The organism is Gynuella sunshinyii YC6258 (assembly GCF_000940805.1).
Taxonomy (GTDB): Bacteria; Pseudomonadota; Gammaproteobacteria; order Pseudomonadales; family Natronospirillaceae; genus Gynuella; species Gynuella sunshinyii.
This window is the reverse complement of the sequence record NZ_CP007142.1, coordinates 4,556,671-4,578,403: the sequence shown is the minus strand read 5'-3', so window position 1 is coordinate 4,578,403 and position 21,733 is coordinate 4,556,671. Positions and strand designations below refer to the sequence as shown.

General features: G+C 47.8%; 17 protein-coding genes. 4 read left to right on the top strand and 13 right to left on the bottom strand.

Going from position 1 to position 21,733, the window contains the following annotated elements:
- Positions 1 to 130 precede the first annotated feature (130 nt).
- The 4 genes from YC6258_RS19010 to YC6258_RS18990 all read right to left on the bottom strand — a co-directional run bounded on the left by YC6258_RS19010 (position 131) and on the right by YC6258_RS18990 (position 5,621).
- Entirely contained in the window at positions 131 to 2,068 is a 1,938-nt protein-coding gene (locus YC6258_RS19010) for a VacB/RNase II family 3'-5' exoribonuclease (RefSeq protein ID WP_044618323.1), read from the bottom strand.
- A gap of 65 nt (positions 2,069 to 2,133) precedes the next feature.
- Complete coding sequence (locus YC6258_RS19005; RefSeq protein ID WP_044618322.1) at positions 2,134 to 3,183, bottom strand: coiled-coil domain-containing protein; 1,050 nt, start codon at positions 3,181 to 3,183, stop codon at positions 2,134 to 2,136.
- Positions 3,180 to 4,604 (bottom strand): adenylate/guanylate cyclase domain-containing protein, encoded by a 1,425-nt coding sequence (locus YC6258_RS19000; RefSeq protein ID WP_044618321.1) that lies wholly within the window; start codon positions 4,602 to 4,604, stop codon positions 3,180 to 3,182. The genes YC6258_RS19005 and YC6258_RS19000 overlap by 4 nt, the downstream gene beginning before the upstream one ends.
- 636 nt (positions 4,605 to 5,240) lie before the next feature.
- Positions 5,241 to 5,621 carry a SirB2 family protein gene (locus YC6258_RS18990; RefSeq protein WP_044618319.1) on the bottom strand — a complete coding sequence of 127 codons (381 nt, stop codon included), beginning with the start codon at positions 5,619 to 5,621 and terminating at the stop codon, positions 5,241 to 5,243.
- 146 nt (positions 5,622 to 5,767) lie between these two features.
- Between YC6258_RS18990 and YC6258_RS18985 the strand changes: the two genes are divergently transcribed.
- On the top strand, positions 5,768 to 6,886 hold the full coding sequence (locus YC6258_RS18985; RefSeq protein ID WP_044618318.1) for a mechanosensitive ion channel family protein: 1,119 nt from the start codon (positions 5,768 to 5,770) through the stop codon (positions 6,884 to 6,886).
- Here YC6258_RS18985 and YC6258_RS18980 read toward each other — a convergent pair.
- The 5 genes from YC6258_RS18980 to YC6258_RS18960 form a co-directional block, all read right to left on the bottom strand.
- Positions 6,877 to 7,233 (bottom strand): sirohydrochlorin chelatase, encoded by a 357-nt coding sequence (locus YC6258_RS18980; RefSeq protein WP_044618317.1) that lies wholly within the window; start codon positions 7,231 to 7,233, stop codon positions 6,877 to 6,879. The two genes, YC6258_RS18985 and YC6258_RS18980, sit on opposite strands and share 10 nt — an antisense overlap.
- The gene (locus YC6258_RS18975) at positions 7,230 to 7,418 is read right to left on the bottom strand and encodes a Trm112 family protein (protein ID WP_044620208.1); all 189 of its coding nucleotides are present in this window, start codon (positions 7,416 to 7,418) and stop codon (positions 7,230 to 7,232) included. The genes YC6258_RS18980 and YC6258_RS18975 overlap by 4 nt, the downstream gene beginning before the upstream one ends.
- Positions 7,414 to 7,671 (bottom strand): membrane protein insertion efficiency factor YidD, encoded by a 258-nt coding sequence (gene yidD, locus YC6258_RS18970; protein WP_044618316.1) that lies wholly within the window; start codon positions 7,669 to 7,671, stop codon positions 7,414 to 7,416. Before yidD ends, YC6258_RS18975 begins: the two co-directional genes overlap by 5 nt.
- Before the next feature lie 35 nt (positions 7,672 to 7,706).
- A complete protein-coding gene (cysS, locus tag YC6258_RS18965) occupies positions 7,707 to 9,089 on the bottom strand; it encodes a cysteine--tRNA ligase (protein ID WP_044618315.1) in 1,383 nt (460 codons plus the stop codon).
- A gap of 175 nt (positions 9,090 to 9,264) precedes the next feature.
- Positions 9,265 to 10,104, bottom strand: coding sequence for a 6-pyruvoyl trahydropterin synthase family protein (locus tag YC6258_RS18960; RefSeq protein ID WP_044618314.1), 840 nt, complete (start codon positions 10,102 to 10,104; stop codon positions 9,265 to 9,267).
- Between the two features lie 194 nt (positions 10,105 to 10,298).
- On the opposite strand from YC6258_RS18960, the gene YC6258_RS18955 reads away from it, so the two are divergent.
- On the top strand, positions 10,299 to 11,633 hold the full coding sequence (locus YC6258_RS18955) for a dihydroorotase (RefSeq protein WP_044620207.1): 1,335 nt from the start codon (positions 10,299 to 10,301) through the stop codon (positions 11,631 to 11,633).
- A 13-nt stretch (positions 11,634 to 11,646) separates the two neighbouring features.
- Here YC6258_RS18955 and YC6258_RS18950 read toward each other — a convergent pair whose 3' ends face one another.
- Positions 11,647 to 12,903: an EAL and HDOD domain-containing protein gene (locus YC6258_RS18950; protein ID WP_044618313.1), complete on the bottom strand. Its 1,257-nt coding sequence runs from the start codon at positions 12,901 to 12,903 to the stop codon at positions 11,647 to 11,649.
- A gap of 213 nt (positions 12,904 to 13,116) precedes the next feature.
- On the opposite strand from YC6258_RS18950, the gene YC6258_RS18945 reads away from it, so the two are divergent.
- Positions 13,117 to 13,341: a hypothetical protein gene (locus YC6258_RS18945; RefSeq protein ID WP_044618312.1), complete on the top strand. Its 225-nt coding sequence runs from the start codon at positions 13,117 to 13,119 to the stop codon at positions 13,339 to 13,341.
- Between the two features lie 92 nt (positions 13,342 to 13,433).
- Here the strand turns inward: YC6258_RS18945 and YC6258_RS18940 are convergent, their stop codons facing one another.
- Entirely contained in the window at positions 13,434 to 14,003 is a 570-nt protein-coding gene (locus YC6258_RS18940) for a pyridoxamine 5'-phosphate oxidase family protein (protein WP_245626959.1), read from the bottom strand.
- A gap of 185 nt (positions 14,004 to 14,188) precedes the next feature.
- On the opposite strand from YC6258_RS18940, the gene pdxR reads away from it, so the two are divergent.
- Positions 14,189 to 15,610 carry a MocR-like pyridoxine biosynthesis transcription factor PdxR gene (gene pdxR / locus YC6258_RS18935; RefSeq protein WP_044618310.1) on the top strand — a complete coding sequence of 474 codons (1,422 nt, stop codon included), beginning with the start codon at positions 14,189 to 14,191 and terminating at the stop codon, positions 15,608 to 15,610.
- Between the two features lie 69 nt (positions 15,611 to 15,679).
- On the opposite strand, the gene YC6258_RS30380 is transcribed toward pdxR, so the two are convergent.
- Complete coding sequence (locus YC6258_RS30380) at positions 15,680 to 17,905, bottom strand: hypothetical protein (RefSeq protein ID WP_044618309.1); 2,226 nt, start codon at positions 17,903 to 17,905, stop codon at positions 15,680 to 15,682.
- 649 nt (positions 17,906 to 18,554) lie between these two features.
- Complete coding sequence (locus tag YC6258_RS18925) at positions 18,555 to 21,407, bottom strand: valine--tRNA ligase (RefSeq protein ID WP_044618308.1); 2,853 nt, start codon at positions 21,405 to 21,407, stop codon at positions 18,555 to 18,557.
- Positions 21,408 to 21,733 lie beyond the last annotated feature (326 nt).

The following is a 21,733-nucleotide window of genomic DNA, read 5'->3' as shown; positions in this document are numbered from 1 at the left end:
ATGAATTGTTGGAGATTGTCAGATGACTATGGTGTCAGTTATGACGGCGAGTTGGAGAAAACAACATGCTACTGATGAAGTTCCTGCAACCCGCCAGGGAGGTGTGATCAATGTTTAGAAGGCATGCCCATCATGCATCCGGTAGATCAAGACATTTAAACTGTACCTGTTTACGTTCGTTATTGATGCCATCCAGCTCAACGCGTACCGCTTGGCCCAGTCTGATCTCCATACCACCTACGGTATGACTCATCAACTCTGCATTGAATTCAGACTTGATTTTCTGATTGCGGAAATCGACGAAGCCATCCACGCCATTGTGAGTCAGTCGCACGCCCAGACCAATGCCGTTGATATAATTCACCTCAGCGTCAAACTCGATACCTTCAAAATTCTCCATATATGAGCAAACCAGCCAGGCTTCGACCTGCTGACTGGCCCCGCGGCTGTTCAGCAGAGACTGTTTGAGTGATTCCAGTTTCTCCACCGGCATGGCTTTGCAGGGCTGACCCGACAGAATTTCCTGCATACGTCGATGATTAAACAAATCGAGGTATTTCCGTATGGGTGAGGTAATCGTGGTGTAACTGTTGAAACCCTGGGCGAAGTGACCGTTACAATTGGGGCTGATTTCTGAGCGGCCATACAAACGAGTGGATATCTCGCGTATATAGGGATGTTGCGACGACAGGGTTTTGGCTATTTGAATAAAGCCCTGGAGTGTATCCACATCAATCTCTGTAACATCCGCGCAGTGTTTCTGGAGCAGCTGCCTGAACTCCTCGCGTTTTTCCTTGCGGATACCTTCCTGGTTGATGAACAGCCCGGCGCTATGCTGGTTCAGATAGTCGGCCGCCAGACGATTGACCAGTAGCATGCACTCTTCAATGATACTTTGCGCCAGAATACGGTCTTCGCGCGAAATACTCAGTAATTTGCCGTTTTCATCCAGATTAAAGCGATAATCCGGACGATCATCCATGACCAGCGCCTGCTGGGTACGCTGCTGATTCAGTTTTCGATGAACCATGGCCAGAGTTTTCAGTGATTGACAGATATTTTCCGGTTGGCCGAGGTTTTTATCCTGTTCCAGAAAATCGGTCACTTCCTGATAGTCCAGTTTGGCATGGGAGTGAATAACTGCGGAACTGAACTGATAGTCCAAAACATGGCCTTCGTGATCCAGTTTAATCGTTGCCACCAGGGACAGTCTGTCATAACCGGGCACCAGAGAGCAGAGGTTGTGTGACAGTTTTGTCGGTAGCATAGTGATCGTCTGACCGGGCAGATAGGTCGAAGTGGCACGAATGAATGCTTCACGATCAATATCAGAGTGTTCTTTGAACCAGGGGGTCGGGTCTGCTATCGCGACTTTTAATTCGAAACCGTCGTCATTGGTGCCTGCCCAGACGGCATCATCCATATCCCGGGTCTCGGCACTGTCTATCGTGACAAAAGGTGTTGTGGTTTCATCGACCCTTTGATCCTTGATCCTGGCGATCAGGTTGGCGTCAAGCTGATCGGTCTGCTGACTGATTGCCAGAGGGAACTCACTGCTGAGTCCGAACCTGGCTTTGACAAATTCGTGTTCAATGAAAGCTGAACCTTTGTTCCCGATGACTTTAAGAATTTTTGCCTGAGCTTTGCCGTCGGGATATGGGTGACGGGTAACTTTGCATGCCACAAAATCCTGGTTATTGCCCTTCCGGTCTTTCGGTGGAATGAAAAACGCTTTGTTGATCATCAGATCATCTGGCTGAACCAGATGAGCCTGGCCTTTGACCTCGTAGCGACCCACAAACAGGTCCATTGAGCTGTGTTTCAATTTGGTGACAACTGCAAATTCCCGGTCTTTTTCTCCTTTGGCCAATTCGAACTCAATATGATCCCCCGGTAAAACCTTGTCCATTTCCTGCGGTGGCAGGAAAAACTCTACCTGGTCGGTGTCACGAATCACAAAGCTGAAACGATTGCTGGATCCTTTGACGACGCCGGTATAGAGCTGTTTACTTTCGCGAATGTCTGATTTTAATTGTTTTAAAGCGGCGAGGGCGTTGGCATCTAGCATGTCTATTTCCGAGGCTGATTGACGAAACGGGCGGCTATTATAGCGAGTTGTATTGATTTGTCTTTTTATTCAGATGGTGATGTTTGGTCAGACAGCTTCTCGATGTTTTCCAGAAACCGGCTGGCGCGTGCGATATATTCTTTCAGAGTTTTGTTATCAGGGTCCAGTTTTTCTGTTTTGGTCCATAAATCGACAGCTTCCTGTATAAAGCCTTCGCTGTAGAGTACCTGTCCTTCTTCCAGGGCATTTTGCACTTGCAAGGCAATGCGGGCATCCAATCGTTTCTGGCGCAACAGCCAATCGGACGGATTTGGTGAACTCTGCTTGATTTGCTCCACCAGTGTCTTGGCCGTTAACAGGTCGCCATCGGTCATTGCCTGGTCACAGGCGGCGATGAGGGAATCAACATGCTTGGATCGTGCTTCGGAGGCTTCCGTCTGTTGCTTGTTCTGACTCTTCCGACGGTTCTGCTCCAATTGGATCAACAATTCTCGGGTATCAGTGTCTGCATGCAGTTGGTAAGAAAGGTTGGCCACCCTCAGCGCTTTCCCTGCATCACCTTGCTCGAGGGCGGTCTGCGCGAGTTCATAGAGCTGTTGCGCGGATGTCTTCATATCCTGTTTGAGATTTCGGTACTCAATCTGCATGGCTTTATTTCTTGGCAGAGCTTCAGCAATGGCCTCTATGTCCGAGTACTGTTGCAACAGAAAATGTGCCCGGTTCAGCAGAAGGTTATTTTGATGGGCCAGAATGTGCTGATCCCGAAGATCTATGATTTTTTGCCGTTGCTCTGTCAGTTCCGGCTTTCGACCCATCAGGCGAATTCCGTTCTCGACAATCTCCTTGGCTCTGAACCACTGCTGTTCATCAATGGCTTCTTCGGATGTGCGGATAATCTCGCTGGTTTTCTGCTGTTCGAGCTTATTCAGAGCAGAAGTATAGTGTTTTACCAATGCCTTATCAGTTTGTTGCGCAAGTAACAGGCGGGCATTGTGATATTTTTCCTGCTGAAGCAGTTTATCCAGTCTGGCTTCAGGGGTGCTGGGCTGAATATGAAGTTGGCTGCATCCCTGAACAACAAAACAGGTCAGCAGTAAAATAACGGAATATTTCATGAAATGAGTTTTTTACAGGTCAGGTCGATACTTCGTTGCCAATGGCCTTTGATAGAAATAATTTCAATGGTTTCAACCGGCAGTTTCTTGCCTTTTACCAGAACCGAGCGATAAGGGCGATATTCAATATCGTCGTCGATGTTGGCATATTGAAAAAACTGAGTGTCTACGATAATACCACCGACCGGCGCGAGAGCGCAGAGGCGGCTGGATAAATTTACCGGGTCACCAATAACGGTGTATTGTACCCGATCAGAACTCCCGAGAATTCCCGCCAGCATCTCCCCGGAGCTGATCCCCACTCTGACCTCGACCGCATCCAACCCCTGTTTTTCGCGCCGCCGGTTGAACTGCTGCATCATCGAACGAATCAACAGGGCGCAGTAGACTGCACTGAGATGATGGTTCTTGTTTTTCTCCGGCGCACCGAATACGAGCATGGCACAGTCGCCGATATACTTATCCACCATCCCTCCGGTCTGGTTGGCGGCAAAGGAAAAGAATTCAAACAACTCATTGAGCAGTTTGGCCATTTGTTGTGGAGGCATGGATTCCGATAAAGCTGTATAGCCTACGATATCCACAAACAGAACCGAGGCATTGACAATCTGACCGCCAAGCTCGATGGAGTCAGCATCGCGAATATACTTTTCTGCAACCCGGCTGGAGACAAAACGATTGAACGCTGATTCAACCCGGATTTTCTGTTCAATACCCTCCGCCATTTTATTGAATGAATCAACCACCTGATGGAATTCACCGCGATGACGAGAGCGGATTCGATAGCCATATTTTCCTTCCTGGATGGCTTTAGTGGCCTCAACCAGAGCGTCAATTGGTTTGGCAAATTTGCGACTGATTAACACCGTTACCAACGTAATGAGTGCTGCCAGCACAATGGCGGTGGATACCTGTGACCAATACACATCATTTTTGGTTCTTTCCAATTGTGCTCTGGACATAGTGATTAGTGCATAACCGCCGACGATGCTTTTAAATGTCACTGGATAAACGTAACTGACCAGCGCATTACTGTCCGTCAGGTTTGGCCACCGGTATTCATAACCGTTGGGGAGAAAAGGATCATCCAAAGGTAGGAATCCATCATTGGGAGTAATCCCTGCTGAGGCAATAGTGATCCCTTCGCGATTTAAAATGGCGGTTCCAAGAATCTGTTCCAGGCCAGTGGTTGAAGAAACCAGGCTATTCAGTGCCAACTGGTCTTCCGTAAATACCAACTCGACAGCATTGGATGCCAATTGCTGAATAGTGGTACTGGCACCGTCCGTGAACTGTTGTTCTATCAATTGCTGCTGGCGGGAGACAATATGCCCGGATGCCACAAACAAAATGCTTAACACCATGCCACTGATAGTCAGGCTTAGTTTATACGCAAACGGAACTTTGCTGAGTCCTCTCATTCTGTCGAGTCTGTCACGGTATCTTTAGTGAAACAAAGGGTAGGGGAATAATACGTCACTGTGTTCAAAAAGTATGTAAAGTTGAGGAATTGTTAAGTCTATCGAAAGTTTCACAGGATTACTCTGAATATGTGACGCTGTTATCAGAGTCGAAAGGTGCAAAAAGATTGTTTTTTGCACTTGTTGGCTATTTTTGAATTGAACTCGCGGTAAACTTCGCCCATGTGTTTAGAAGCTGTATGTAGACATGAATCATCCATTTCATTTTGAGCTTTTTCTGAGTAATCCTTTGACTGTATTGGTTTTCCTGGCGGTGCCAATGATCATATATGCATTGGATGGTGGTAGCTGCTGGCGTAGGTGGGTTTTGTATTTGGGTTTGGGCTGGTCCAGTTTGTCGCTGTTTGGCTACGCTGGTATGATTTTTGGGGTTTCCACCGAGGTCGCATTTGGAATTGCCGGACTAAGTACCTTTACTATACTCAAAGCTTTCATCTGCTATTCCAAGCATCAAACTTTTCTCTGTCAGCACACACAGGCCCGGGAGAGCGAAAAAAACATTCCGGCGGAATCCTGAGTTGAGTCGTTCGGTTGGTTGGCGATTTTTAAACGCAGTATTCGAAAATCAACAATCTGTCAGAACATCAAAAACAAAGGCCGGTTGATAGCGATGGCCAGAATGGACAGATAACACCACAAGGCCATGGCGAAAAATCCTGCCTTTTGTTTTTGATCTCTGCCTTTACGTAATGCGAATATTCCGAAGGTTACATAGAGTATCAGCAAAAATATTTTGCAACTTAACCATACATCCAGCCCTGGCACCAACCGTAACTTCCACGCCAGCCAGATTGCACAAAATAGTAGAATGCTATCGTTAATATGGGGGAGAATTCGCATCCATTTTTTTTGTGTCACAGGGTGTTCTATCTGCACCAGTATCCCCCGAATCAAAAAACCGATACCTGACAAAATGGCAGTTGTCATATGCAGATGTTTTATAGCAAGGTAGAGCATTCAGGGCTCCCGATGGGTGGTTTCAGTTTCTGGTAAGGATACCGGGTCAATAAGGATACTTGGTCAATAAGGGTTATTTCGTTTAAGGTTTGTAGGGTTCCGTTTATAGCCACACGATTTTATTTAGAGGCGCTAAGGTTTAACAAATGACAGAGCAGTTAGCAATATGGTGGAAAGAAGTGCAGCAGATTCTGGGACAGCAGGTCTGGATATTACAGGTCTTTATTGTGATTCTGGCAACCATGATCACCAGCTATGTTGCCAAACGGGTGCTGGATCGTTTGGAGGAAAGGGCCAGCAAAACCAGAATTATCTGGGATGATGCGCTGATTCGCTCAGCCCGGCGACCAGCCCGTATGTTGGTATGGGTCATTGGTCTGCTGTGGGCTGGTGAGATCGTTTATCAGGTTTCCCAGGAGCCGATTTTTTCGTTTATTGATCCTGCACGTAAAGTTTCCACTATTGTGCTCGTGGCCTGGTTCCTGGTGTCAGCCACAAAAGAAATCGAAGTCGGCTTTTCAGACCCTGGTATGGTTAAATCGCCGATGGACAAAACCACCGCGTTGGCTTTGGGTAATCTGGTTCGGGTCTCTCTGGTCATCACGGCAGCGCTGGTGATATTGCAATCACTGGGTTTCTCGATTTCAGGGGTACTGGCGTTTGGCGGGATCGGTGGTATTGCCGTTGGTTTTGCAGCTAAAGATCTGCTGGCTAACTTTTTTGGAGGTCTGATGATTTTCCTGGACCGTCCATTTGCGGTTGGAGACTGGATTAAATCACCCGATAAAGAAATTGAAGGAACGGTTGAGCATATTGGTTGGAGGTTGACTATTATCCGGACGTTTGACAAGCGGCCACTGTACGTTCCGAACTCGGTGTTTTCCAGTATCAGCGTGGAAAATCCATCACGTATGACCAATCGCAGAATTTATGAAACCATTGGTGTGCGTTATGATGACGTGGGCGTGATGGCACGCATTGTCGAAGATGTCAAAACCATGCTGCAGCAACATGAAGCTATTGATACGCGGCAGACCATGATCGTCAACTTCAATGCATTTAATGCGTCATCAGTCGATTTTTTTGTTTACACCTTTACCAAAACCACTGACTGGATTGAGTATCATGGTATCAAACAGGATGTGTTGTTGAAGATCCATCAGGTTATTGATTCTCATGGTGCGGAAATCGCTTTCCCTACCAGAACGCTTCACCTTGCCTCGGCCCCGGAACTGGCCGGACTGGCTTCAGAGTCTCAGTCGTAATGATTAAGAATCAGTGAGACCAGTTCCTCTCGGGCACCAAGATGCTGTGCCAGAGAGATAGACAGGTCTGGGTATTTATCCTGGGCCTGTTCCAGCAGGGTGGGCAGGTCGGTTCGAACGTGATAACCCGCAGCAAGGAAGTACGGAAACACCTTCAGGAGCGTAACCCCTGATGCCACTGCTACGTCTATTTGGCTGCCGACCTGAGGGGAAGCCAGTTCCAGGAAGGCGATGTCCAGCCAGTCGAAATCGCTGTTTTTCGCGCGCAGTTTGTCTCTGAGCACTATGATTTCGTTATTGGACTCCACTAATCTGCTGCCATGGGCAACCAATAACAAGCCTTTCATCTTAGTGTTTCGTATTCGTCTTGACCAATTTTCCTGGCTTCACTTTCCAGCATGACCGGAATATCGTCACGGATGGGGTAGGCTAATCGGCTGGCTTTACAGATCAGCTCTTTTTTATCATCGCTGAGAGTAACCGGTGCTTTGGTGACCGGACAGACCAGTACTTTTAACAATTGCGGATCAATCACAATGAGTATCCTTATGGGAGTGCTTGTGGGGGCAATGAGGTTCGGGTACCGGATCGATACCACCCGGATGCCATGGATGACATTTGCCAATCCGTTTTATGGCCAGCCAGCTACCGTGCAATGCCCCGTGTTTTTTTATGGCTTCCAATGCGTAATTGGAACAGGTTGGGTAAAAGCGACAGCGCGGCCCCAGCACCGGGCTGATAAACCATTGGTAAAATTTAATCAGTCCGGTGAGTAGCCAACGCATAATGTTTTACCTTTATTCAGTTGTTCAGACCTGAATCAGATCCTCTGCCAGCGCGTACCTTCACGGGTATCCTGAATTTCGACCCCACGTTCCAGCAGCCAGTTGCGTATTTCATCAGCCTTACCAAAATCACGGGCTTTCTTGGCATCTGCGCGTTCCTGAATTTTGGCATCAATGAGTGCTTCGCTGAGACTGTCAGCATTGCCCTGTTTGAACCACTGTTCCGGGTCATGATTAAAAAGTCCCAGCAATTGACCCGAGGTAACGAACTGTCCTTTCAGTTTAGCCTTTTCTGCCGGATCGGTCGCTTTAAACAGCTCAGAGGCAAGTTGATGCATGGCGGCCAGGGCTTCGGGCGTGTTCATGTCGTCAGCCAGAGCCTTGACCACCGGCAGGGACGAAAACTCAGAGACCGGCAGGGCTTCAACGTATTTTAACTCCCGCAGAACCGTATAAAACCGGTCCAGCGCTGCTTTCGACTGATTCAGCAGATCATCGGTAAAGTTGAGCAGTGAGCGGTATTGAGCACTGAGCAGAGCGAAGCGCAAAACCTCCCCCTGATATTGTTCCAGCAACTCGGCAACCGTAATGAAGTTGCCCAGGGATTTGGACATCTTTTCGCCGCCGATATTCAACATGCCGTTGTGCATCCAGTAGCGCACATACTCAACGGGGTGATCATGGCAGCAGGTTCCCTGAGCCAATTCATTTTCGTGATGCGGAAAGACCAGATCCGCACCGCCGCCGTGAATATCGATGGTTTCGCCCAGGTGTTTCTGAATCATGGCGCTACATTCGATATGCCAACCAGGGCGTCCACGTCCCCAGGGAGAGTCCCAGCCGGGAAGATCGTCAGTGGAAGGCTTCCAGAGTACGAAGTCCATTGGATCTTTTTTGTAACTGGCCACTTCCACCCGGGCACCGGCGATCATGTCGTCGATGTTTCGCTTGGACAGCTTTCCGTAATCTGCCATCGAGGGAACATTGAATAACACATGGTGGTCGCTGACGTAGGCATGTCCCCGGTCAATCAGTGCCTGAATGATGTTGATCATTTCATCGATGTGTTCAGTGGCTCTGGGCTGAATATCCGGTTCAAAGTTATGCAGTGCCGCCATATCTTCCTGATAAGCGAGTGCATATTTTTCTGCCACGACGGATATATCGACTCCCAGTTCCCGGGCGGCATTATTAATTTTGTCATCCACATCCGTAATGTTGCGGGCATACACGACTTTGGGATAGATCTGTCTTAGCAGTCTGACAAAGGTATCGAAAATGACGGCAGGGCGGGCATTACCGATATGAATACGGTTGTAGACTGTCGGTCCACAAACATAGATCGTGACCTTTTCAGGGTCGATGGGCTTAAAAACCTGTTTGCTGCCCACAAGGGTATTGTGAATTTTGATTTCCATGGGTGTCCTGTATTGTTCGGCAGTGTTTTTGAGTTATAGCGGTGTACTGAGCGCTGCCGACTCAACAGCCTTCACTGTGTTGAAAGGGGCGTAGATGTTGAAAGATTGTTGCCATGGACATTGGTAACGTTCCGGAGTCTTATTGGATACTGTGTCTGGTTAGTTTAACAAAGGCTCAAGCATTCGCGAAAGCACCTTTTTTATAGCCTTCGTAGGCCTGAACCTCCACTTTCTTATTTGGGTGTCGTTCCTTGATGTGCTCCGCCAGGTGTACTGCAATCAGTTCGACCGTGCTGTCTCCCGACATGAAATCACAACTTGCCTTTGGTAAGGTCAATTCGAAGTATCCCTGTTCGGCTTCATAGCCCAGGGTGATGTAGCTAGCATCCTGATGCAGTACATCCTCACGGGTGACCAGATAGATGTCCTGCCATTGCTTGGCAATGATGAACTCTTCTTCACCACTACGTTTGCCATCAATGAATACTTTGATGGGGGAGCGATGCCCATGACAAATGCGCTGGCAGTCTCCCTGATGTTTCTTCAGCCCATGACTGTAGTGGTAGTAGGCTCCTTCGATGTCCTGTGCCCTGAGTTTGACTTTGACGTTACTGACATTAGCCGGCACGATGGTTTTCAGGTGTTTCTCCAGAATAGGAGTGACGGTTTCGGTATTGATTCTGTCTGCGTCGAGAAGATACACCGCTTCCCGAGGAGAGCGATAGCACAGTTTCATGCCGGTGACATTTTCGAAACAGAAGCGAAAATCCTCGTCATCTTCTATGACCTGAAGTCCGGCAATGGAGGCCGGTATTAGAAATTTGTGGTCCATGCCTTCATCAATGGCACGTTTTATCTCTTTTTTGACCAGTCCGAAATCAAACACCATGCCTTCATTATTGAGTTCTCCTTCCAGAATGATATCTACGATCCAGCTTTCCCCAACAATCCCTCTCAGGGCGTGCAGGTAGCTGAAGTCCATAACGGTAAGTTCCTCAACAAATAAACTTGCCATGTAATATTTCCAGGTTAGGTGATAAGAAAAAAGGGCGCAGATTCTAGCACTATATGACGTAAGGCTTAATTGTTTAGTTGCCAGGGGCGCAATCTTTCCCAAGCAATTCGTTTTTTCAGAAGATACTGAAGACAGAAAATGTGAATGGAGCCTGTTAGAATACCGGGCGATGATTTTAACCGATGGTGAAACAAATGACAGACTTACTCATTGTAAATGCAAATGTTGTCTCGGATGGGGAGATCCGACAACTGGATGTTGCTATTGAGGATGGTCGTATCAGCCAGTTGGGCAAAGATTTGAGTGCATTGACGAGTAAGCGGGTGGTCGATGCCGCTGGTTTGACCCTTATGCCTGGAATGATTGATGATCAGGTTCATTTTCGGGAACCTGGGTTGACTCATAAAGGCGAAATTGCCACTGAATCAAGGGCTGCCGTTGCTGGAGGTATTACCAGTTATATGGAAATGCCCAACGTGAACCCGCTGACCATTGATGAAGCGGCTCTGGAGGATAAGTATCAGCGTGCAGCACAAAAGTCGCTGGCTAACTTTTCTTTTTATCTTGGCGCTTCCAATGACAATCTCGAAGTTATCAAGCGGCTGGACCCAAAAGCGGCCTGTGGGGTGAAAGTATTCATGGGAGCCTCCACCGGAAACATGCTGGTTGATGATCCCATTATTCTGGAGAATATTTTTGCCTCATCACCGATTCTCATTGCCACACATTGTGAGGATACCCCCACAATTACCGCCAACGAGAACCGTTATAGGGGGATGTACGGTGACAATGTGCCTATGTCGTTTCATCCGCTGATCCGCAGTGAAGAAGCCTGTTATATGTCCAGTTCTATGGCCATAGCACTGGCCCGCAAGCATGACAGTCGCCTGCATGTGCTGCATCTGACAACTGAAAAAGAGCTGGCTCAGTTTGCCGCCGGTGATCACCGGGATAAGCGAATCACGGCGGAAGCCTGTGTTCACCACCTGTTTTTCAGTGATCAGGATTACGACAGCAAAGGAGCACTTATTAAATGTAACCCCGCTGTGAAACAGGAATCGGATCGTCTGGCCATATTGAAAGCCATTCAGGAAGATCGTATCGATATTATTGCCACGGATCACGCTCCTCATACCTGGGAGGAGAAGCAGAACAGTTATTTCAAAGCCCCGTCAGGTCTTCCTCTGGTTCAGGATGCGCTGCTGTCGCTGCTGGAGCATTACCATCGTGGTGTACTCAGTCTGGAACAAATCGTGAAAAAGACCAGTCACGCCGTGGCAGACTGTTTTGATATTGTCGATCGGGGCTACGTTCGTGAGGGTTATTGGGCTGACTTGGTATTGGTCGATCTCAATAAGCCCACCCGCCGCCAGCATGCTGACGCGTTATCAAAGTGTGGCTGGACGCCCTTTGATGGTTATGAGTTCAGAAGTGCCATTCACACCACCTTAGTTAACGGGGAAATGATGTTTGAGAACGGCGTGATTGTTTCTGAAAACAAAGGTCAGCGACTACTGTTTAATCGCTGATACTTGGTAAAGGTCAGTTCACTTGGTTGGAACTGTGCGGGAGATCGACCCGTTCGGTCAGGATGGGAACAATACCGTCAGCCAGCATAAGCGCATCCTGATAAGCCTGTTCGAAAACCTCTTCGGTCAGGCCTACTTTCCCCAGGGCCTGCCATTTGATTTTTCCCCAAAGCGCACGCTCGTGGGCTTTGATGGCATGCAGCAAATATCCGTACACTCCCCTGTGATGGAGCAGGGCTTCTTTAATGCTTTCGTGCAGGGGTAGGTCAGTCAGTAGCTCTTGCAGTGGTTTGAGGGTGAATGCATCCAGACAGCTGAACAGACCGACTGTGAAGGCGATCTGCGGATCGGCACCTTTTACTGCAAAAGCCAGATTCTCACTGAATCGGGCCCTTTCCAGAGCCAGATGGCGTAATGCTTCGGAACTGGTTTCTAATTGGGTCAGCGCTACCACGTTGGCCCAGTTTTTAATTTTTTCCACGCCCAGCATGACGATGCCGTGGTGCAGACTTTCAATTTCCTTGGCGCGGCGATAGAAAGACGAATTAATCAGTCTTAACAGTTTGTAACTCAGAATCGAATCTCGAGAGATGATTTCGTACAGCTTCTTAATGTCGAGTTCCTTCTGATTCAACTCAGTAATCAGCTCCAGCACCACCCATTTATCGGGTGCCAGGGCATGACCTTTGATGAGATCCGGTTTGGAAAAGAAGAAACCTTGGAAGTATTTGTAGTTCATCGACATGCAATCGATGAACTGGCGTTCGGTTTCAACTTTTTCGGCCAGAAAATCCACATCCAGTTTCGCCATAATATCCATACATTTTCGCTGGCCATTTTTATTGATCTGTTGGATATCCAGCTTGATAATGTCGGCATAGCGCACAATTTTCTTGGAGTCGGCCTTAAAGAGAAAATCGTCCAGTGCTATCCGAAATCCTCGCTTCTTTAACTCAATGACATCCTCCAGCACATCTGGGGTATAGTGGATGGTTTCCAACAGCTCCAACACGACAGAGTCTGGAGACAGATCAGGCATGTTCTTCAGCATAGACGCGGGAAAGTTGATAAATGCCAGTTTGTTGTTGGTCACAGAACTCATCTGCATACTGGTAAACGCGTTGATAATGACCGATGACGTGGCTTTCTCATCACTCTCAATCACTGCACGCTCGGTCTGTACGTCATCGCGAAACAGCAATTCATAAGCAATTACTTCCTGTTTGCGATTTAAAATTGGTTGTCGGGCAAATAACACAGTTTCAGTCATAACTTCAGTAGAGCAGCGATTATTTCCTCCATTGTAGTTCGGTTTATCATCGACGGCTAACCATTTGGTCGTGTTTGAGACTGCTTCCACAGGAAGTGGAATAAGATTTTCATAGTAATTGTTTTAGATGGTGACAGCTGTAACCGACAAAAAGACTGATTTATACGGGTACTTGAGCTATGGTTGTTTATGTCTTCCCGGAGAACGAAAGCCATGAAAACATTGTTCGGATCCACCAGTAAGCCGCAAACACCGACTACGCAGCTACAGCAGGTGGCGGAAGATGCCGGTCTCGAAGCCCGTGCAATGAAAATAAGTCTGGCTAAAACCTATCTTGTATGTGAGCAGATTGAACTGGAAATGCGTCAAATCCGTTTGAGATTGGAACGCGCGGTGCCTGCATCACAATTGCTGTCAAAGGGCAGCGAGAAGCGCTGATACCTCTCCCGCGCGGTTATGCTGTTCTGCCGCTTTCGTACAGTTGTGGAAATACCCATAATCGCTGTATGTGAATAACGGCATAAACAGGTTCAGGCATCCAGTACGCCATGCCATACAGGAATTTCCATATCTTCGGGCTCTTCATTGGGCCCTCCAGTCCGGGATTTAAATGAAGCGCTTTGTATGGTCAATTTAATCAGCGTGGTTGCTTTCATTTCTTTGGCGCTGGGGGGACGAATCTGATCCCATCTGTCAGGTTCAATCTGATTGATTACTGCTTTGAAAACCCGATGAAAATCTTCTTCTGCGCTCAGGCGCTCACCAGTACAGAACAGTACGGCGGATTCATAATTGGCGCTGTGGTGATAAGCTGACTTTGACATGACCCATTGATTGTTGATAGCAAAAGAGACGCACAATAGCTGCCCTGAAATCAGGGCGTTGGAAAACCTTCCTTTGTTGGCTGAGTGACAATAGAGGTCATCGTCGATGCGCCAGATTGTCAAAGGCAGGCTTCGCGGTTCATTGTTTTCCACAAATGCCACATGTCCGGTTTTTAATCTGTCTATCAGCTGATACACGGCTTCCTTCCGGTAATCCGCTTTTTTGGAGCCTCGTTTGATTTGATTGCGGGCAGTAATGGTAAATGTGTCTGTCATGATCATTCCTATCGTTGCGATGAAAGCTGTGGTTACCTGAAACACTTATGTGGGTGTCCCTTTATCACCTTTGTATGGGTGTCCATTTATGGTAGTCATAAGTGGTATTGTTGAAAGCTCCAGTTTATTTAAACTGATGGTACCAATTTTGAGAAATAGGATAGATCTCTACTACAGGATGAACGATGACCGTGTTTAACGAGTTGGATATACAACGGGATCAGCCACTACAGGATCAGATATACCGTTTTATCAGCCAGAATATACTCAGTCAGCGGCTGCAGGCAGATACCCGTTTGCCTTCATCCCGACAGTTGGCTGAATTGTTGGGGGTGAGTCGTAACACCGTGAATGCCAGTTTTGATCAGTTGCGTGCTGAAGGATTCATTGTCAGTCGGGTTGGTTCGGGCTGGTATGTCAACGCAGATCGTTTCGATGACCGGGTGATGGCAAAACCTGTTGCCTCTTCTGCTTGCACGCCGCTATTGGCCTGTTCAGAGCTGGCTGGCAGTGTATTGGGTCCGATGGAACAAACCGGTGGGAGTCCTCTGCCATTTACGACCGGACTGCCGGATTTGAAGCATTTTCCGTTTGGAACCTGGAACCGCTTGTATCGCCAGAATGAATCCAGGGTGGCACTTATGGGGTATGGCGAGTACAAGGGGTTGTCGGATCTGCGTAACCAGATCAGCATTTATTTGCGTGAGTCCAGAGGGGTTTCCTGTCATCCGGAGCAGATATTGTTAACCCAGGGCGCCCAGCAGGCGCTTTATATCGTCATCAGTCTGCTGGTGAATCCGGGAGATGAAGTCCTGATCGAAAACCCCGGTTATGGTGGTATGCATAAAGCCGCTCAAATGGCGCAGGCAAAACCGCTCCCGGTGGATGTCGACGAACATGGATTGAAGGTGAGTTTATTGCCGTCATCCACAAAAGCGAGATTGCTTTATTGTACTCCGACTCATCAATACCCCCTCGGAGGGATTCTGGATGTGTCGGAACGTTTGCAGTTGTTGGATTGGGCCAGAAACAATCAGGTCTGGATCATTGAAGACGATTACGACAGTGAGTTTCACTTTTATCAAAAGCCATTTCCGGCTATGCATTCGCTGGTATCGGAAGCGCCGGTCATATATCTGGGCAGTTTTTCCAAAACCTTGTTTCCGGCTTTGCGCATGGGTTATCTGGTGTTGCCGGAAGCGCTTATGCCGGCCGCGGTATCGATCAAAGAGTGTGTTCAGGGATTTTCCCCTGCGCTGGAGCAGGCCGTTCTGGCCCAATTTATGGCAGAAGGACATTTCAGCCGGCATCTGCGGCGCATGCGTCAGCTATATCAAAAAAAATGGGAATTGCTAATCGGTCAGTGGCAGTCCAGGGGCAATGAAACCCTGACACCGGTGGTGCAAAGCGCTGGAATGCATGTTGTTCTACGGGGTGATATTGACGAGCAGCAGACATTGCAGTTGCTCAAAAAACATGGCTTTGGAGGAGCACCATTGTCTGCTTATTTTATCAATCGTCATTGTCAAACAGGACTGGTGCTTGGTTATGCCAACGCCAGCCAGCAGCAGATTATTGATCTGGTCGAGCTGTTACGGCAGGCGTGACTGCCTGCCGTAAAGACGTTAATGAGGTGATGAACCTTCGTTTCATCACCTGAAATGCGCTGGTAATGATCAGGCAGCGCGCTTATTTCGTCTGTAACCAAACAGTCCGGCCAGCAGTAACAGAGCTGACATGCCAAAGCTTCCGAACGCTGAATCGTCGTCAGATGAGCTGGTGCTGTCGGTATTGTTATCCGCATCGGTATCCGGGCCGTTACTCGTGTCGCCATTGTCCTCAGTATCATCGCTGATGACGTCCGGAGAGATCACTCCATTGGCACGGATGGCAACTTTGCGTACGGAAAGGCCTTCTTCTTTGTACATCTCTGGCACTGAACTGTCGAAGGTGTCTGTGATGAAGTTTCTGAGTACCTGATTGGTATGCGTTTCCGGGTTAATGCGGAAACCGACCAGCGCAAAATCGGCATAGTCTTTTGGATCTTTATCCGTGTTGCCCCAGTCTTTCTGCATAAAGTAAGACAGTGAATTGGCAGGAATTACGATGCGCAGCCACTGATCAGCCACGGTATCCTGATCCAATTCAAGGGTAATGGCACCATGGAAGGTTTCAATGCTCTGATCATCAGAGTTTTCCCCGAATAGAGTTACTCCGAAGTTGATTTTACCCTGATCCATGGCTTCCAGATTGGCTGTGGAAGTGTAGCTTGAATAGGTATTCAGATAATCTTCGCGGCTTGGAATGAAGGTCTGACTGGAGTTGATCTTGGCTTCGAGTACGATGTCCTTTAAGTCTCCAAACTTGAGATTCGCGGCTGGGAAACGGAATTCAAGGCCGGACATATGCTGGCTGTCCCAGTCAGCGTATTTCTTAACCAGAATTGTTTTCATGACCTGAAGATTATCACACTGGTCATCCTGCTCGAGGCTATCCAGTTTGACGCTGTAGTCGTCTTTCATGAATTTAAAGACGTTCGGCTCGCTTTCCTCCCAAGTGTCGTAAACCTTACTCCAGCTTTGGGTCATGTATTTATCTTTGATCCAGTGACTGTCATCGTTGGTCAGATGATCAACGGATTGATCAAAGATCATGAAAGAAGATAAAGCCGGCTCCTGTATTTCCTCGCAGGAACTCAGTTGTTCTATATAAACAGGTGAAGAGGAGTTATCGGAATTGTCGTCTGATGTATCATCAGAGCCGTTGTCTTCGCTGCCGCTGTCATTGCCATTGTCTGCAGAGCCGTTGTCATTGCCATTGTCCGAAGAGCCGCTGTCATTGCCATTGTCCGAAGAGCCGCTGTCATTGCCATTGTCTGCAGAGCCGCTGTCATTGCCATTGTCTGAAGAGCCGTTGTCATTGCCATTGTCCGAAGAGCCACTGTCATCAGAACCTGAGTTTCCATCTGAGCCGTCGCCAGAACTGCCGTTATCGGATGAGTCTGTTTCTTTGAGCCGCAGGCTCAGGTTATGTATCGAAATTCCTTCTTCCTTGAAATGCTCTGTGACATTAAGGTTTTCAAATTCGCTGCTGATTTTATGTCTGAGTACCAGACCGCTGGTGGTTTCGGGATTTATCCGTATCCCTTGCAACAGTAAGGTCTGATAATCATTCACGCTCAGGTTGTCGGTGACTTTGTCATATCCTTTCTGGGTATAGTAGGTGAAAGCCTCTGCCGGAATCACCAGTCGCAACCATTGATCAGACAACTCACTCTGATCGAGTTCGATAATAATTGAGCCGTTAAAACTGACGTCGGTATTGTCTGGCAGAAGTTGTCCGTTCAGCGCAATCCCTAAATTGAACTTACCCCGGTCTATCTGTTCCAGCACATCCTGGGAAACGATTTCTGAATAACTGTCCAGGAACTCCTGGTGATCTATATGGGTTTCTGCAGAGTTGAGTTTCAGGTCGATAACGATATCCTGAAGTTGGCCGAAAGCAACTTCCTGATCAAAATCATAGCCGAGACCATTGGCATGCTGATGGTCCCAGTTCGCATATTTTTTCACCAGAATAGTCTTATAGACAAACTCATCTTCGCACGAAGTGTCATGCTGAATGCTGGAATTGTCCACCCGATATTTGTCGCTGTCGTAGCCGAACTGAACATTCGCAAATTCGGTGGCAGAACTGGCAATATGGTTCCATCCCCAAATGATCTGATTGACTTGGGAAAACAATTCGATTTTGGTATTGCCTGTGACCGGAGTGGTACAGTCAATTTTTTCCACTGTGAAATAGTTATTCTCAGCCAGAGCTGTTGTTGCGAAACCTGTCACACAGGAGCTTAGCAGCAATGACTTTGCTACGTGCTGTAGCCAAAAGCGTTGTTTGTTCATTGTTCTTCTCGTAGTTAAAAAAGCCCTTATTGAAACCATGCTGATAAGATCGGAGCAAGGTATTATCCAGCGGTTTCATCGAATCAATGCCAAAAAATATACGAAAGCCCCGCTTGCAAACATACACAGCCAGACTGATCTGATGGTAAACCCATTTTGGTCAATACTGACTAAAACTATGCAGAGATAATCTGCGGCCTTCTGGTATGACTGATATCCGGATGAAACGTTCGGTTGCTTTTCCTGTCCGTTTGAAAAATTTCTGTCCAATTGAAAGTTGCCACATACTGGGTGGTACTTATTAAATATCATTGTTGATAATTTATCTGATAACTAATCCGCGTTTATCTATCTTGATACTAAAGGAGGATATATACCGGCAATCAGATACTCGTTTCTATGCAAACTAGATGTTAAAAATCCGGGTTCACACAAAAGTACCAGTTGATCAAGTTGAAATAAGAGTCAAAGTGTGACTTGCTTATGAATTTTCATACGATGGTGGGAGTGGGTTTCTGCAACAAGTATGGTTACGTGGATAATACACGGACATTTATGTTAATCATGACAGTTTTATGACGCACTGATGGGTTGCTGGAAACAGAAGGGTAGTGGGCAGCATTATCAGGCTGCCCACGGGATTTTAGAATCAGAGTTGATCCAGTTTGTCGATTTGATCTTTCAGGTTGGCAATGGTTTGTTCCAGGGCGGCAGCTTTGTCCTTTTCGGTATTCACGACGGCTTCCGGGGCCTTGGCCACAAAACTTTCGTTGGCCAGCTTGGCGCTAATGCGGGAGAAATCTTTTTCCGCTTTGTCTATTTCCTTTTTTAGACGGGCTTTTTCCGCTTCTACATCAATCAGTCCGGCCATCGGAACCAGAACTTTCATGTTACCAACGAGCTGAGTGGCACTCATCGGTGCTTCTTCATCGGTTTCCAGCCAGGTGATACTTTCCAGCCTGGCAAGTTTGACCAGGAATGTATGGTTGGTCGTCAGGCGTTTCTGATCTTCAGTGGAGCCATTCTGTAACAGTACAGGTAATTCTCTACCGGCGGAAATGTTCAGCTCACCACGGATATTGCGAACACCAACGATGACGCCTTTGAGCCATTCAATGTCATTTTCAGCCTGTTCGTCGATCATGTTGGCGTCTGCCTGAGGATAGGCTTGCAACATTAGAGTCTGGCCTTCCACACCGGCAAGCTCCTTAATACTTTGCCAGATTTCTTCAGTAATAAATGGCATGACCGGATGAGCCAATCGCATTAATGTTTCCAGCACACGAATCAGCGTTTGACGGGTACCTCTTAACTGTTCAGGGCGACTGTTTTCATTCCAGAAAACGGGTTTTGACAGTTCGATATACCAATCGCAATACTCGTTCCAGATAAAGTCATAAAGTACCTGACTCATCAGATCGAAACGGTATTGGGCAATATGTCTGTGCACTTCCTGTGAAAGTTTCTGTAGCCTTGAAATGATCCATCGATCCGCCAGGCTCAGTTCGACACTGTTACCAGTCTGGCCACAATCCTGATGTTCCGTGTTTTGCAGCACATAGCGTGCGGCATTCCAAATCTTATTGCAGAAGTTGCGATAGCCTTCGAGACGTTTGATATCGAATTTGATGTCGCGACTCAATGAGGCCAGAGAGGTCAGGGTGAAACGCAGGGCATCTGTACCACTTTCAGCGAACCCTTCGGGAAATGATTTGCGGGTATTGGTTTCAATTCGGGCAGCCTGTTTCGACAACATCAGCCCACTGGTACGCTTGGCCACCAGATTGTCGATGTCTATGCCGTCGATCAGGTCGATGGGGTCAAGGACGTTACCTTTACTCTTGGACATCTTCTGACCGTTTTCATCACGAATCAGGCCAGTAACATAGACGGTTTTAAATGGAACTTGCGGAGTACCGTCGTCGTTTTTGATGAAATGCATGGTGAACATAATCATCCTGGCCACCCAGAAGAAGATAATGTCAAACCCTGTCACCAAAACGTCGGAAGGGTGGAAAATCTTCAACAGGCTATCATCTTCAGGCCATCCAAGGGTGGAAAATGTCCATAGTGCCGAGCTGAACCAGGTATCGAGTACGTCCTCATCCTGGCGCAGCGTCACGCTTGCATCCAACTGATATTTATCGCGTACTTCCTGCTCGTCCCGGCCTACATAGACCCTGCCATTGTCATCATACCAGGCAGGAATCTGATGACCCCACCACAATTGCCGGGAGATACACCAGTCCTGAATGTTGCGCATCCAGTGAAAATATTCGTTCTCGAACATTTTGGGCACAAACTGAATGTCGCCATTCTCGACAGCCGCAATGGCAGGCTCCGCCAGCGCTTTGGTGGCAACGTACCATTGATCAGTCAGCCATGGCTCAACCACCACATCAGAACGCTCTGCGCGCGGAACCATGAGTTTGTGATCGTCGGTCTTTGCCAGCAGGCCGGCTTCCTCAAATTGTTGAATGATCAGTTTACGGGCCTGATAGCGTTCCAGACCAACGTACTCTGTCGGCATCGTTGCATCTATATCGGTAATAGCCTGGCTGTCAAAATCAAAGACTTCCGCAACGGCCAGAATGTGAGCGCTTTGATCGAAGATATTGATCAATGGCAGGTTATGGCGTTTGCCCAGTTCATAGTCATTGAAATCGTGAGCGGGCGTGATTTTGACACAGCCGGTGCCAAACTCACGGTCAACATAATCATCGGCCACAATCGGGATCCGACGATTAACGATGGGCAGTGTTACAAACTGACCTATCAGGCTCTGGTAGCGCTCATCTTCCGGATGGACTGCAACGGCGCTGTCGCCAAGCATGGTTTCCGGGCGGGTTGTAGCAACGACCAGATAGTCACTGCCATCGGCAGTTTTGATACCATCGGCAAGGGGATATCGGAAATGCCAGAGATGACCATTTTCCTCTTTGCTTTCCACTTCCAGATCAGAAATGGCGGTATGAAGTTTTGGATCCCAATTGACCAGACGCTTGCCACGATAGATCAATCCTTCCTCATACAAGCGGACAAACACTTCTTTTACGGCATCGCTCAAACCAGGGTCCATGGTGAAACGTTCTCGGCTCCAGTCTACCGAGTCACCCAGGCGACGCATTTGCCCGGTAATGGAGCCACCGGATTGGGCTTTCCATTCCCATACTTTGTCAATGAACGCTTCTCGTCCAAGGTCGTGGCGGGTTTTTCCTTCGGCCGCAAGCAAACGTTCCACAACCAACTGAGTGGCAATGCCCGCATGATCGGTACCTGGTTGCCAGAGAGTGTTGTAGCCCTGCATGCGATGGTAACGGATCAGTGCATCCATGATGGTCTGCTGAAATGCATGACCCATGTGCAGGCTACCCGTGACATTCGGTGGTGGGATCATGATGCTGTAACCAGGACCGACACCGGAAGGCGCAAACCAGTTGTTTTGTTCCCAGTGTTCGTAATGTTTGGTTTCTATGTCATGGGGTTGGTATGTTTTGTCCATTCGAAATCGCTGTCTGATTAATTGGGTGGAACTGAAAAGTCTGCAGATTATACATATTTGTACATGCCCGGAGAGGCGTTAAGAGTGGGAAACATGGTTTATTTTAATTTATACCGTTATCTTATTGAGGCTTTTATCCATATCCCGTGGTAATGCTGATTGGTTGATTGGTTGATTGGTTGATTGGTTGATTGGTTGATTGGTTGATTGGTTGATTGGTTGGCGGCAGGCAGCTACCGATGTCTTGGAAGGCCAAGGTTCATCAGGATCGGAGATATTTGATAACCGGTCATGATGACCGGTTATTTAAAAAGCCAGTTGGATGG

Bases quoted from the DNA above. Each gene is read 5' to 3' on its own strand.
- YC6258_RS19010 (WP_044618323.1), bottom strand. From the start codon at position 2,068: ATGCTAGATGCCAACGCCCTCGCCGCTTTAAAACAATTAAAATCAGAC.
- YC6258_RS19005 (WP_044618322.1), bottom strand. From the start codon at position 3,183: ATGAAATATTCCGTTATTTTACTGCTGACCTGTTTTGTTGTTCAGGGA.
- YC6258_RS19000 (WP_044618321.1), bottom strand. From the start codon at position 4,604: ATGAGAGGACTCAGCAAAGTTCCGTTTGCGTATAAACTAAGCCTGACT.
- YC6258_RS18990 (WP_044618319.1), bottom strand. From the start codon at position 5,621: ATGCTCTACCTTGCTATAAAACATCTGCATATGACAACTGCCATTTTG.
- YC6258_RS18985 (WP_044618318.1), top strand. From the start codon at position 5,768: ATGACAGAGCAGTTAGCAATATGGTGGAAAGAAGTGCAGCAGATTCTG.
- YC6258_RS18980 (WP_044618317.1), bottom strand. From the start codon at position 7,233: ATGAAAGGCTTGTTATTGGTTGCCCATGGCAGCAGATTAGTGGAGTCC.
- yidD (WP_044618316.1), bottom strand. From the start codon at position 7,671: ATGCGTTGGCTACTCACCGGACTGATTAAATTTTACCAATGGTTTATC.
- cysS (WP_044618315.1), bottom strand. From the start codon at position 9,089: ATGGAAATCAAAATTCACAATACCCTTGTGGGCAGCAAACAGGTTTTT.
- YC6258_RS18960 (WP_044618314.1), bottom strand. From the start codon at position 10,104: ATGGCAAGTTTATTTGTTGAGGAACTTACCGTTATGGACTTCAGCTAC.
- YC6258_RS18955 (WP_044620207.1), top strand. From the start codon at position 10,299: ATGACAGACTTACTCATTGTAAATGCAAATGTTGTCTCGGATGGGGAG.
- YC6258_RS18950 (WP_044618313.1), bottom strand. From the start codon at position 12,903: ATGACTGAAACTGTGTTATTTGCCCGACAACCAATTTTAAATCGCAAA.
- YC6258_RS18945 (WP_044618312.1), top strand. From the start codon at position 13,117: ATGAAAACATTGTTCGGATCCACCAGTAAGCCGCAAACACCGACTACG.
- YC6258_RS18940 (WP_245626959.1), bottom strand. From the start codon at position 14,003: ATGACAGACACATTTACCATTACTGCCCGCAATCAAATCAAACGAGGC.
- pdxR (WP_044618310.1), top strand. From the start codon at position 14,189: ATGACCGTGTTTAACGAGTTGGATATACAACGGGATCAGCCACTACAG.
- YC6258_RS30380 (WP_044618309.1), bottom strand. From the start codon at position 17,905: ATGAACAAACAACGCTTTTGGCTACAGCACGTAGCAAAGTCATTGCTG.
- YC6258_RS18925 (WP_044618308.1), bottom strand. From the start codon at position 21,407: ATGGACAAAACATACCAACCCCATGACATAGAAACCAAACATTACGAA.